The sequence below is a fragment of the Ancylothrix sp. D3o genome (assembly GCF_025370775.1).
Lineage (GTDB): Bacteria > Cyanobacteriota > Cyanobacteriia > Cyanobacteriales > Oscillatoriaceae > Ancylothrix.
This window is the reverse complement of the sequence record NZ_JAMXEX010000002.1, coordinates 557,387-569,111: the sequence shown is the minus strand read 5'-3', so window position 1 is coordinate 569,111 and position 11,725 is coordinate 557,387. Positions and strand designations below refer to the sequence as shown.

The window sequence follows — 11,725 nt, the reverse complement described above, 5'->3', positions numbered from 1 at the left end:
CCACGCAGCGACTACCCCTACAAACGGTTATGATGAAGTTTCCTTAGTGAGGGTTGTTTTGGCAGTTAATGATGGATTGCTGAGACTTTTAAAATAGATGCTTCCTGCGGTTGCTAAAAAGCTGAAATAGGCTATGAACTGAAGAAGATAAAGTTTTGATCGGTAGCCAAACAAAGCTTTGAGGATAACCCCCGGAAATTCGTTATCAGGTAAAAAGCCGGTTGCATCCCAAACTTTCGGCCCCAAAATGCAAGAATTCCGGGAAAAACAAAGGCTGCTATCGGGGTTAAGTTGAGAGAAAGTAGCGGCGGCCAGGTCGAAATTTTTAAGGGCAGAAACAACTAAACCCGATACAATTAATAATAAAAAAATGCCCATGATTTGAAAGAACAACCGCAAGTTTATTTTCACTCCCCATTTAAACAACAATGCGCCGATGATGGCAGCCACAAAAATGCCGGCAAATGCTCCAAAAGCTGGGACTAACCCTTGCTGAAAGCGGGCAAAAATAAATAAAACCGTTTCAAATCCTTCTCGCAAAACAGCAATAAAAATTAAGGTGAAAACTCCCCAGCCAGCAGCCATTTTTGAGTCCGAAAGAGCAGCACTGACTGCGCCTTCGATTTCTGTTTTAAGGGTTTTGGCTTGCTGAGTCATCCAAATTAACATCCAGCTTAACATTCCGATTGCCACCACGCTTAAACTTGCGGCAAGTAAGGGTTTAATGAGGGGGGCATAAAATTGATTTGAATGGCTGAGAATTTGCATTAACCAGCTAAAAATTAAACCAACAATTACACTAGCTGCAATGCCTGCAAATATGCCCGTGTACACCCAATTATTAAGCCGGCTGGCATTGGCTTTTTTAAGGCAAGCTAGGACAATTCCGACCACAAGGGCGGCTTCTACTCCTTCTCGTAGAGCAATTGCAAATGTGGGTAAAGCAGAGGTGAAATCCATAGGAATTGGGGGCTGATAATTAGAAATTAGGAATGAGAAATTGCTTTTATTATCGCTTAATTTTTTGAAGTTTTGAGAGTAGTTTTCTTTTCTGGTTTCCCCGTTCCAAGTCTTCCTTTCCTCCCCACTGGTAAAAAAGTTCTGCCTGTGATGGGTGTGGATGGGGGTAGATTTCCCCAAACCCCCATTCCTAACTTAACTGAAGTCGCGCAACATTTTTCTAATTTCGATGTTGTGCAGTTCTTCTTGACCGATTTGTGTGCGGGCAAATTCTTCTAAATAAACGCTGGCATCTTCGACAACATCAAGCAAGTCTTTATAAAGTTCGAGGGCTTTTTTTTCGTGGTTAAGACTTTCTTCGAGAATGTCGCGGACGGAGTGTTTGTAAGTTTCTTCAATTGGTGAAATTTTTTGGCTAGGATGACCTTCTAAGCCGGTGAGAATTTCGCCTACTTGCTGCGCGTGTAAGAGAGATTCTGTGGCTTGCATTTTAAAAAAATTGACAATGGGGATACGATTGGGCCCCGTTACCATCAGAGAATAATGTGTGTAGCGGACGACACCGGCCAGTTCAAATTCCATGATGCTATTCAGCAGGCCAATTGTTTTTTGTAAATCGAGGTCTTTCATTCTGGCTCAAAGATCCATTGTGATTTGTGTTTATTCTATTATGCTTCTTTTTGGGTTGGTGGTGTGTAACAAAAAGAGCTTATTTGGCCGGTGGGGCATTTTTGATGGGGAAGAAAACCCGGCCAGCAAGGCTTTGAAAATAAATTGCGCCAATGGTGAATAAAAACAGCAAATACCCGACGGCTTGGACAACATAAAGCTTATCCGTGTAGCCAAAAAGCGCATTCAACAACAACCCCGGAAACTTATCTTCGGGTAAAAATTTCGTTGTATTCCACACCAGCGGGCCAAGGATGCAAGAGTGAACTTTTGCGAAATGTTCGTAATAAACACAAAGCGATTGTGACTGCCGATCCATCTGAGCTAAAGTATTAATCGCCGTATCAAAAAGCCCCAAGGCTGAAACCACCAATCCGGCGACAATTAACAATAGCAAAATTCCCATAGATTGAAAAAATAAGCGGATGTTAATTTTGACACCCCATTTAAACAATAAAACGCCAATACTTGCGGCTACTCCTAACCCAAAAAGCGAACCTAAAGCCGGAATTAAGCCTTGTTGAAATTTTGCTACAATAAATAAAACCGTTTCAAATCCTTCGCGGACAACTGCAATTAAAATTAAGCTAAAAATACCCCACCCAGCCCCCTTTTTATCCTGATTTAAGGCGTTATTCACAGCGCCTTCAACTTGCATTTTCATAAATCGGGCTTGCTGAGTCATCCAAATCAGCATCCAGCTTAACATTACAATTGCTAAAACGCTAAAGCCGGCTTCTAATAAAAATTCTATTACGGGTGCAAAAGGATTATTAGACTTACTTAAAGCTTGCAATAATGCCCCAAACAATACACCAATAAAAGCGCTGACAATTAGGCCAACAATCACGCCGGCATACACCCAAGGTGCGAGATGACTTTGTTTTGCTTTTTTCAAACAAGCAAGGACAATTCCCACAACTAAGGCAGCTTCTACGCCTTCACGGAGGGTGATTACAAAAGTCGGTAAAGCAGATGTGAAATCCATTATTTTTAGTGATTAATTGTTATAGCTTTGGGCTTTGCCTACCAACAATTAAGCCGGTGGGCAAAGCCTAGCATAAATTCTAGGATTTAATGACTTTTTGGCTGTTATCCTCGATGGTTTTTACAAGTTTGGAAACTTGCTCAGGAGTCATCACCGGCGCCGCTGGGGGAATGGCTTTCGGCCACGCTTTTGTTAGGTCGGCCATGCTTTTTTCAATGGCTTTATGTGCTTGGGGATGTTGTTTTTCCATTTGCTGAGAAATGGTTTTATAAAGGCTGTTGGCATAGATAACAAACCCGCGAGAATCTTGATACTCAATGGCCGCAGAAATTTTGCCGCTGGCGATGGCAGAACCATATTCCGAATTGGCTGCATCGAGTAATTCATTAATTACTTGCAGCACAAATTTAGGATCGTTGCGTTGTTGTTCTGGTAAGCCTTGAATCGCGCTATCAATGGCTTGCATTGACGCTTCAAATTCTGGTTTAATTTTTTCGCTTTTCCCGTTGGCTTTTACTAGGTTTTGCAGGTTGATTAAAGAAGATTTGAATTCTTTAACGTTGCGTTCTTGCAGTTGTTCTTCTACATCGATATATATTTCTTCAACGGGGTGGCCGATGTGGGGTTCAGCTTGATCTGGTTTCTGTTGATCTAACAGTTCTTTGGCGACTATTAAATGACCTTTCATTAAGCCGAGTTTTGTCATATAATCAATGTCTTTGGCTTCACCTGTGAGGGTGATATCTTCGACCGTTACCATGTCTTTAATTTGGTCAAATTGCTCTTGGGTGATGACTTTCTTGCTGACTAATTCTTCTGTGTTTGCATAGGGCCGGCTGCCTTGAATTTTGTTTGAGAGGGCCGGTACTCCCAGTTTGGCTTCGAGTTTGTCTAGTTCTGACAAAATGGCGCTGTTGATATTAATTTTTTTGCCGTTGTTGTGGCTGCCGCCATGCTCATTTGAGGCTGTGTTGGATGTGGCAGTGGGGGTGGCGTTGCTGTTGGGGTTTGTGGCAGTGTTGTTGTTGGCAGAATTGGTGTTACAACCGGCCATCAGCATTAAAGCGGCACTGGCAAAAATTAAAGATTTAAGACGAAAAGAAAACACCATAATTACTTTCCTATGTGACCGTTTTTTGAGTAAATTATCTCAGAATTAGAGGTTTTTAAGCCTTTTAAAATTTGCTCGTTAATCTCTCGCACTGCGACAAAATTGCTTTAGACAAATCGATTAACTCAGGCAATTTACTTACCTGACCTGGAGGTAGCGGCAAGCGATTTAAAGTAACTGTCCCGTTTGCAAGCTTGGCTTTTATGAGAATTAGAGACTCCCTATTCTCTCTCTACTGCTAAAGATTGTCAAGGTTATTGCTACAAATTATCAAAAATTTTAAACAATGACATCAAAGTTACCCATGCAGCCGTTTTCTGCAATGTTGTCTTGATGGGGGTGAAACATATACCGGCCCGGATAGCGGAAACTAAATTCTAAGATATGACGCTCAGCCGTTCCCATCGTTATCACATCGGTTTCTTGAGTGGGGGTTAAAGTGCGACCCGTTGGGTACACTTGAAACATATTCGCATGAAGGTGAAATGTTGCTGCGGCTTCAAATTCAATCATATTCAACACATAGGCACGAATAAGCTGATTTTGATAAATTTTGATGGGGTGGTGCATATAATAATCGGGCAATCCATTAAAAGCATAAAGCTCATTTTTGCCATCATCATTGACATCATATCCAGCCATAATCAAGACCATTTCATCAGCCGGCGGGCGGGGTTTTGGGGGGTCTATAATAAACATTCCATACAACCCTTTATTAATATGACGAGTCACCGGCTCAATGTGGCAATGATAGAGGTGAACCCCAAATGGTTCTGCATCAAATTCATAGATGGTAGCTGTGTCGTGACGGATCGGTTTTACCCCATCCATTTCTGAAGGGTGGATGCCATGAAAATGCAGGGAGTGAGGATGACCGGCCTGGTTGAGAAAGATAATACGAAGACGATCACCTTCTGTGGCTCGCAAAGTTGGCCCCGGAACCCGCTTATTAACATTCCAACTGTTAAATGTAACGGCGTTATTTAGCTTAATTTCCGTTGTATTTGCCACCAGGCGATATTCCCGAATAATTCGCCCGTTTTCTTTTTTAACGGTGCCATAATCAAAGTCTCGTAAAACCGCCATTGGATTAAAATCATTGCCTGTGCTTTGGGCTTCATTTGGCGAAAAATCTGGGATTTTTGCAGCGGTAAATTTTGGTTTTTTCAATACCTGTGGTAAGGCAATGGCAGCCCCCGCAACACCGAGGCCGGCAAGGCCCATTTGCAGGAGTGTACGACGGTTTAAAAACAGCGGTTGACTAGACATTGTTTGAGTTTAAAAAGCACGAATGTAAGGTTTTTGTGTGATAAATCAAAGATATTTTTGAGTTTCTTTTCAGTTAGGTGGGCCGAGCCTACCGGACGTTTTAAGTTAGTTTATCATTTTGGTTGCTTAACTTTATTAAAAATGCTCGCTCTTGGCATCAAGCACCGTTTCTAGTTTCCAATTTCTAAGAAGCCAAAAAGGGTAAATTTTACAGGAAATTAACCAACCATATCTAAAAGCTGGCCCTTATTTTACCTAACTTTTTTTGCCGTTGTTTGGCTGACTTAAGCGGTGGAAATGAAATAATTTCGGGCCATAACGAAACTTTTAGCAGAAAATAAGGGTGATTTTGTCCTTTTATGTTGAAACCGCTTTTGTTGGCAAATTTGCTCTTTCAGTACCACTGTAGAGATTTTTTTTGGCATTTGTTTTCATTTAGTCACAATAGATATATTGTCAAAAATTTGCAATATATTTGTAACATTTATTTACAAAACCTGCCAGAGAGAGGCCGAAAGGGGGATTGGCCAAGCGCTCTAACTTATACAGGTAAACGTATTTAAGTTTCTAAGACTTTTTGACACCGGCCCGAAATCTCAAAAAAAAATCTTATCCAACCTTTCAAACTCATCATCATTATTGATATTTACTTTCATTAAAAGCATTTTTGTTACCAAGATATTGAAAAGCATTGAGTAACAATAAATTATATGAACTTATGAAATAAAAATTAATTTTTTTGCTGGCCTTACACCTTTTTTCAAAAAGCAGAATCCCAATCACTGAAAGCCAAGCAGGGAAATAATCAATAAAAATCTAAAACTTAAAATCTAATCGGGACAAAAGGGTAAGTGGGTAAATCCCCCCAGATAGGGATTGTAAAATTGATAGTAAGTCTGCTTTTCTAACAAAAGACTCATTACATTTCAGGGAGGACACTAAATGCACATTCCCGATGGATTTGTTTCTCTGCCGGTGGCAGTGGCAACCGGACTCGTCACTGCTGGCGTGGTGTCAGTGGCACTCAACAAAGCTCGTGACGCTTATGGAATAAAACAAGCGCCACTTTTGGGTTTAACAACCGCCTTTATTTTTGCCGCGCAAATGGTTAATTTTCCCGTTGCCGGTGGCACCAGCGGACACCTTTTAGGAGGCACCTTAGCCGCGATTATATTAGGCAGTCCTTGGGCCGGCACGCTTTGTATTGCAACGGTCTTAATTATTCAAGCAATTTTATTTGCTGATGGAGGAATTACAGCTTTGGGAGCAAACATTTTTAATATTGGAATCATAGGAGTTTGGACAGGGTGGATTCTCACCCAAGTTTTGCAACGATTATTAGGAGGTAGTAAACGCCGACTGCCTTTAGCCGCCGGCATAGCAGCCGCAATTAGCGTAGTAGCAGCAGCAGTTGGTTGTGGAATTCAATTAATTTTATCAGGAACCGCACCGGCCAATTTAGTTTTACCAGCAATGAGCGGAGTACATATCTTAATAGGCATTGGCGAAGGCATAATTACCGGCGGAGTTTTAACTTATTTAGCAACAGCAAGACCCGATTTATTACCCGGAGAACAATCAGAAATTAAAGGATGGTTAATCCCAATTGTTAGCATTTGTTTAATTGCCGGTGTTTTGTCCTTATTTGCTTCTGCATGGCCCGATGGTTTAGAAAAAGTTGCCGAAAATTTAGGATTTTTAGAATTAGCAGAAAACGTCCGCGTCAGCATTCCCACACCCTTTGCAGATTACAGTATTGAAGGATGGGGGCCCGTTGGTACCAGCATCACCGGCCTTGTAGGCAGTGCAGCTTCTTTTGGTGTAGCATTTGGATTAGCCAAGCTTACCAAACCAAATAATGCTTAATCTTTCTATTCCTTTTAAACTACGGCTCTCGTTAATTGTTGTGATCGGAGCCGCTTGTTTAAAAACTCCCGCTTGGTCATGGTTAGCAGTTTATGCCGGTGTCGCCCTCGCTTGGGCAATTGCCTTGCGCGTGCCGGTAAAACCACTTTTTAAATTACTCGGTTCCGAAATCATTTTACTAACCCTCATTGCGTTTCCCCAAGGTTGGGAACGCGCTAGTTTTTTGCTTGTTCGTTCCCTTGTTTGTTTGCTGACCATGAACAGCTTCCTATTAACCTTACCTCCCCATAGTTTTGCAATAGCTTTGCAAGGTTTACCCCTACATCCATCCTTCAAAGAAACTTTACTTTTAGCCGGTCAATATCTCGAAATACTGCTTGGAGAAGTCAACCAAATGCAGAGAGCCGCTCAGTGTCGAGGTTTGGGGGGTGCAGCAGGTTGGTTGCGCTATACCAGTGCATCAATGATTGGAGCGCTTTATCTACGCAGTTTACAACGATCCGAGCGCGTTTATAATGCAATGCTGCTGCGTGGCTATCAAGGAAAATTGCCCAGCGATGATAAATTTCCTCCCAAAGAAAGAGCCATCTTAATCGCCCTCAGCTTAATTGCTGCTAGTATAACGATAAGCTCCTATCTGAAATTCTAAATCCAGGGAAAATATCGCTTGAGTTCTTCAATATTTGGTCAATCAAAACCAGCCATCCAAGTTGAAAATCTGGTCTTCAGCTATCCCAACCAAAAACCAACCTTACAGGGAATTTCTTTGAATATTCAGCCTGGGGAACGCCTCGCCTTGCTTGGCCCAACCGGCTCAGGAAAAAGCACATTATTAGACAACTTAGTAGGCTTAAAACAACCCTCATCAGGCCAAATTTTTATTCAAGGAACTCGCCTTGAAACCTCCAACTTAGCCCAAATACGCCGGCAGATAGGTTTTTGTTTTCAAGATGCAGATGACCAGCTATTTATGCCCACCATCCTTGAAGATATCACCTTTGGCCCCCGCAACTACGGCGTGCCCCCCGCCATAGCCAAAGATAAAGCCCGTCAATTGCTCGCAGAATTTGGTTTAGAAGCTTATGAAAATCGTTCCGCACACGAACTTTCTGGAGGCCAAAAAAGACTAGCCGCCCTCGCCGCAATTTTAGCCTTAGAACCCTCAATTTTAATCTTAGATGAACCCACAAATGGTTTAGATCCCGGTTGGCGCCGGCATTTAGCCAAGGTGTTAATAAACGCCACAGTGGATGTATTATTAATCGCTTCCCATGATCTCAATTGGATACGCAAAACTACCCAAAGAGCAATAGTCTTAACCGACGGAAAAATACAAGCCGATGCGCCGGCAAATGAATTATTAGAAAACGCCGAATTATTAGAAAGTTTTGGCTTGCCGGTGGACTATTAAAACCTACCTCCCAGCTTAAGCTGGGAATACTCCATCAAACACTACAAATTAAACTTTTTTACCGCATCTTCATAAAGCAAACTTGCCAGATCAAAAACCTTTTCTTCATCCTCAAAATCCTCACCAAACTTATTTTTAGCCGCCTCAATACACAATTTCATCACTTCTGCTGAACGGTCGATATATTCCCCTATTTCTTCTATTTCTGCCGATAATTTGTGATTTTCTGGCTGCTTTTTTCTTTGCACCTCTTCAGAAAACCCCGATGCAATAATACCCGCCGGCAAAGCAAATAAGCCAATCCCAATAAAAGCCAACATAGCCCCAAAAAATTTACCAATCGCCGTAATAGGGTAAATATCCCCATATCCCACCGTCGTCAGCGTTACAACACCCCACCACATCGCCGCCGGTATGCTCGGAAAAGCTTCAGGTTGGGCCTTATTTTCCGCGAAATACATCAAACTTGAAGCAAAAACCAGCAAAATCAACACCTCTAAAAACGTCATAAATAACTCTTGCTTTTTATTTCCCAACACCCGTAAAATTGTTTGCAAAGATTCCGAATAGCGAATTAACTTTAACAACCGCAACAAACGAAACACCTCCAAAGACTCAATCAAAGCCACTTGCGGAAAAACTGCCATCAAGTAAAAAGGCAAAATTGCCATCAAATCAATCAAAACCAAAGGCGTAACTGCATATTTAAGCCTGCCTTTAATTGGATGTGCATAGCGAACATCAGCCGTGCATGACCAAATTTGTAAAATATATAAAATGGTGAAATAAATTAAAGCAACTTTTTCTATACGCAACAAAGAAAATTGATAGGTATTGTAAATAGCTGGCAAAGTTTTTAGAATAAAATCAGCCACATCTAAAATTACCAAAATTGTTACGCTGTAATCATCCAACCGGCGCAGCCAATCATCTGAATTAGAAACTTCTAAGATTTCATAAACTCGGTGTTTAAAAGCTTCATACATCTGGCTTTATTCTCCTTTTAATTAATAAAAATAATTAAAAATAAAAATGCCGGTGTAATCCACCGAACACTAGCTTTTTCAGCATTTTTATGATGATTATGCCACTAAAAACCCAGAGTTCTTAAATCAACAAATAATAGAAAATTTAAAGCTCGGCTCCCTTGGGCGACAAAACTGGATGCCAAAGCCCAGAACAACAGCCAAAATTAGCAAAAACGTAAAAATTTACCGTCAAAGAAAAAACTATGGTATTTTCTTAGTAATTTCTTAATATTTCTTTGACGAGGTGTATCAAATAGTACGGAAAGCCAAAAGCAGACCGGCTAACCTCGTTGGAAAAGTCATCCATCACAATCTTGGGGCTAAACCATCATGCGGTTAGAGCAGTTGCAAGCCTTCTTAGCAGTCGCGGAAACCGGCAGCTTTCAACAAGCAGCTAGAAAATGCGGAGTCACCCAATCAACCATCAGCCGGCAAGTGCAAGGACTAGAAGCCGACCTAGGACTGCCCCTGTTTCACCGCACAGCCCAAGCTAAACTCACACTAGGAGGCGAACGGCTGCTACCCCGCGCCAAAAAAATTTGCTCAGAATGGCAAAACGCCCATCAAGAACTTTCCGATCTCATGGCCGGCAAACAACCCGAACTCTGCATAGCTGCCATCCACTCAGTTTGCGCCTACAGCCTACCGCCGGTATTATTGCAATTTGCCAAAGACTTCTCAGATGTGCAACTGCGCGTTACCTCCCTGGGAAGTGATCGTGCCCTGAAAGTGCTTAAAGACGGACTCGTAGACCTCGCCATTGTAATGAATAACCGCTTTCTCACCGCCAGTCCCGATCTGATCGTAGAAAGCCTTTACAACGAACCCATCGAAGTCTTAATGGCAGCCAATCATCCCCTCACCCAATACGAAACTATACCCTGGACAGAATTAGGCCGGTATCAACAAGTGCTCTTCAAAGACGGCTACGGAATGCAACGCCTCGTCCAAGATCAATTTGACCGGCGCGGCATGAAACTACAAGCAGCCCTCGAACTCAACACCCTAGACGCCTTCCGGGGAGTCGTCCGCTGCGGCGAATTGATCGCCATCTTACCCCAAACCGCCCTCATCGAAGCTCAACTTGACCCCACTCTCGCCATCCGCAAAATTGAAACCACAAACGACACCGGCATCAGCAGACAAGTCGTTGTTGTCACAAGCCGAGATCGTCTGCAAATTCCCCCCATAGGCCGGTTTTATCAACTCGTCAAAGAACTTATGCCCGCCTACTTCACCCAACTTACCACCAAAAATTCCCCCTCGCTTTCCCCACACACACAAGTCGCCTAATGGTTTAATCAAATAGGGGAAATTTGTAAATTTTAAACACAGGGTAAAGTTGCAAGAATGAGTGATGCGTTTAGAGAATTGCTGAAGAAAGTAGGAAGCGGCAACCACACCAACAAAGACTTAACTCGAAGCGAAGCCTTTCAAGCCGCCGAAATGATGCTATTACACCAAGCAACCCCCGCCCAAATTGGTGCATTTTTAATCTCCCACCGCATCAAACGGCCCACAGGTGAAGAACTCGCCGGAATGCTAGACGCCTACGATGAACTCGGCCCAAAACTCCAACCGATCAACCTTGCCCAAAAAGTCGTTGTCTTCGGCAGCCCCTACGACGGACACAGCCGGTATGCGCCCATCCTTCCCATCACCGCCCTAATTTTAACAGCCGCCGGAGTGCCGGTGATTCTGCACGGCGGAGACAGAATGCCCACCAAAGAAGGCATCCCCCTCATCGAAATATGGCAAGGACTAGGAGTACACTGGAATCGCTACGATATACCCCAGATACAAAAAATATTAGAAAAAACCCTTCTCGGCTTTGTATATCTACCTAACCATTTTCCCCTCGCCCAACAAATCGTTCCCTACCGTTCTCAAATCGGCAAACGTCCGCCCCTGTCTACCTTAGAACTGATCTGGTGTCCCTATACCGGTGATTCTCACATTATATCAGGCTTTGTTCATCCTCCCACCGAAAAGATGTTTCAAATATCTCACCAATTGCGAGGATTTAACACCTATACAACCGTCAAAGGATTAGAAGGCAGTCCAAACCTACCCAGAGATCGCGCCGCAATTATTGGCACCCAAAACCCTGAAAAAAGCTTTGAGCACATCATCTTACACTCGTGGGAATATGGCTTAGGCGGAAAAGATGTTCCCCTAAGCGAAACCACTTTTGAACTAATAAGAGAAATCCAAACAACCCTGCAAGGAAAACCCACAGAAATGACAAAATCCGCCATTTGGAACGGAGGCTTTTATTTATGGCATTGCGGGATTTGTTCAGATTTAGAAGCCGGTTTAGCCAAAGCAGAACAAATGCTCATCAAAGGAGAAATTGCCGAAAAATTAGAACAAATAAAAGCGGCTTGTGATTAGAAAGAAAGAAAATATTGCTTAAATCTCAG

The 11,725-nt window shown here is 42.6% G+C and carries 11 protein-coding genes; 5 read left to right on the top strand and 6 right to left on the bottom strand.

Going from position 1 to position 11,725, the window contains the following annotated elements; translation table 11 throughout:
* Window positions 1-27: 27 nt before the first annotated feature.
* The 5 genes from NG798_RS06740 to NG798_RS06720 form a co-directional block, all read right to left on the bottom strand.
* Window positions 28-960: an FTR1 family protein gene (locus NG798_RS06740; protein WP_261221305.1), complete on the bottom strand. Its 933-nt coding sequence runs from the start codon at window positions 958-960 to the stop codon at window positions 28-30.
* Window positions 961-1,155: 195 nt separating this feature from the next.
* Window positions 1,156-1,590, bottom strand: coding sequence for a bacterioferritin (locus NG798_RS06735; RefSeq protein WP_261221303.1), 435 nt, complete (start codon window positions 1,588-1,590; stop codon window positions 1,156-1,158).
* A gap of 79 nt (window positions 1,591-1,669) precedes the next feature.
* Entirely contained in the window at window positions 1,670-2,617 is a 948-nt protein-coding gene (locus tag NG798_RS06730; RefSeq protein WP_261221302.1) for an FTR1 family protein, read from the bottom strand.
* Window positions 2,618-2,696: 79 nt separating this feature from the next.
* Entirely contained in the window at window positions 2,697-3,728 is a 1,032-nt protein-coding gene (locus NG798_RS06725; protein ID WP_261221300.1) for a helix-hairpin-helix domain-containing protein, read from the bottom strand.
* 279 nt (window positions 3,729-4,007) lie between these two features.
* On the bottom strand, window positions 4,008-4,997 hold the full coding sequence (locus NG798_RS06720; protein WP_261221298.1) for a multicopper oxidase domain-containing protein: 990 nt from the start codon (window positions 4,995-4,997) through the stop codon (window positions 4,008-4,010).
* Between the two features lie 942 nt (window positions 4,998-5,939).
* Here NG798_RS06720 and NG798_RS06715 point away from each other — a divergent pair.
* The 3 genes from NG798_RS06715 to NG798_RS06705 are packed head-to-tail and all read left to right on the top strand — an operon-like array spanning window position 5,940 to window position 8,274.
* A complete protein-coding gene (locus NG798_RS06715) occupies window positions 5,940-6,863 on the top strand; it encodes an energy-coupling factor ABC transporter permease (protein ID WP_261221296.1) in 924 nt (307 codons plus the stop codon).
* A complete protein-coding gene (locus NG798_RS06710; RefSeq protein ID WP_261221294.1) occupies window positions 6,856-7,512 on the top strand; it encodes an energy-coupling factor transporter transmembrane protein EcfT in 657 nt (218 codons plus the stop codon). Before NG798_RS06715 ends, NG798_RS06710 begins: the two co-directional genes overlap by 8 nt.
* Window positions 7,513-7,530: 18 nt before the next feature.
* A complete protein-coding gene (locus tag NG798_RS06705) occupies window positions 7,531-8,274 on the top strand; it encodes an energy-coupling factor ABC transporter ATP-binding protein (RefSeq protein WP_261221292.1) in 744 nt (247 codons plus the stop codon).
* A 41-nt stretch (window positions 8,275-8,315) separates the two neighbouring features.
* On the opposite strand, the gene NG798_RS06700 is transcribed toward NG798_RS06705, so the two are convergent.
* Window positions 8,316-9,260, bottom strand: coding sequence for an ion transporter (locus tag NG798_RS06700; RefSeq protein WP_261221290.1), 945 nt, complete (start codon window positions 9,258-9,260; stop codon window positions 8,316-8,318).
* A 372-nt stretch (window positions 9,261-9,632) separates the two neighbouring features.
* Here NG798_RS06700 and NG798_RS06695 point away from each other — a divergent pair, with 372 nt between their 5' ends.
* Together NG798_RS06695 and NG798_RS06690 are read left to right on the top strand one after the other, a co-directional pair.
* Window positions 9,633-10,595 carry a LysR family transcriptional regulator gene (locus NG798_RS06695; RefSeq protein ID WP_261221289.1) on the top strand — a complete coding sequence of 321 codons (963 nt, stop codon included), beginning with the start codon at window positions 9,633-9,635 and terminating at the stop codon, window positions 10,593-10,595.
* A 57-nt stretch (window positions 10,596-10,652) separates the two neighbouring features.
* Window positions 10,653-11,696, top strand: coding sequence for an anthranilate phosphoribosyltransferase family protein (locus NG798_RS06690; RefSeq protein WP_261221286.1), 1,044 nt, complete (start codon window positions 10,653-10,655; stop codon window positions 11,694-11,696).
* Window positions 11,697-11,725: the final 29 nt, after the last annotated feature.

Bases quoted from the DNA above. Each gene is read 5' to 3' on its own strand.
- NG798_RS06740 (WP_261221305.1), bottom strand. From the start codon at position 960: ATGGATTTCACCTCTGCTTTACCCACATTTGCAATTGCTCTACGAGAA.
- NG798_RS06735 (WP_261221303.1), bottom strand. From the start codon at position 1,590: ATGAAAGACCTCGATTTACAAAAAACAATTGGCCTGCTGAATAGCATC.
- NG798_RS06730 (WP_261221302.1), bottom strand. From the start codon at position 2,617: ATGGATTTCACATCTGCTTTACCGACTTTTGTAATCACCCTCCGTGAA.
- NG798_RS06725 (WP_261221300.1), bottom strand. From the start codon at position 3,728: ATGGTGTTTTCTTTTCGTCTTAAATCTTTAATTTTTGCCAGTGCCGCT.
- NG798_RS06720 (WP_261221298.1), bottom strand. From the start codon at position 4,997: ATGTCTAGTCAACCGCTGTTTTTAAACCGTCGTACACTCCTGCAAATG.
- NG798_RS06715 (WP_261221296.1), top strand. From the start codon at position 5,940: ATGCACATTCCCGATGGATTTGTTTCTCTGCCGGTGGCAGTGGCAACC.
- NG798_RS06710 (WP_261221294.1), top strand. From the start codon at position 6,856: ATGCTTAATCTTTCTATTCCTTTTAAACTACGGCTCTCGTTAATTGTT.
- NG798_RS06700 (WP_261221290.1), bottom strand. From the start codon at position 9,260: ATGTATGAAGCTTTTAAACACCGAGTTTATGAAATCTTAGAAGTTTCT.
- NG798_RS06695 (WP_261221289.1), top strand. From the start codon at position 9,633: ATGCGGTTAGAGCAGTTGCAAGCCTTCTTAGCAGTCGCGGAAACCGGC.
- NG798_RS06690 (WP_261221286.1), top strand. From the start codon at position 10,653: ATGAGTGATGCGTTTAGAGAATTGCTGAAGAAAGTAGGAAGCGGCAAC.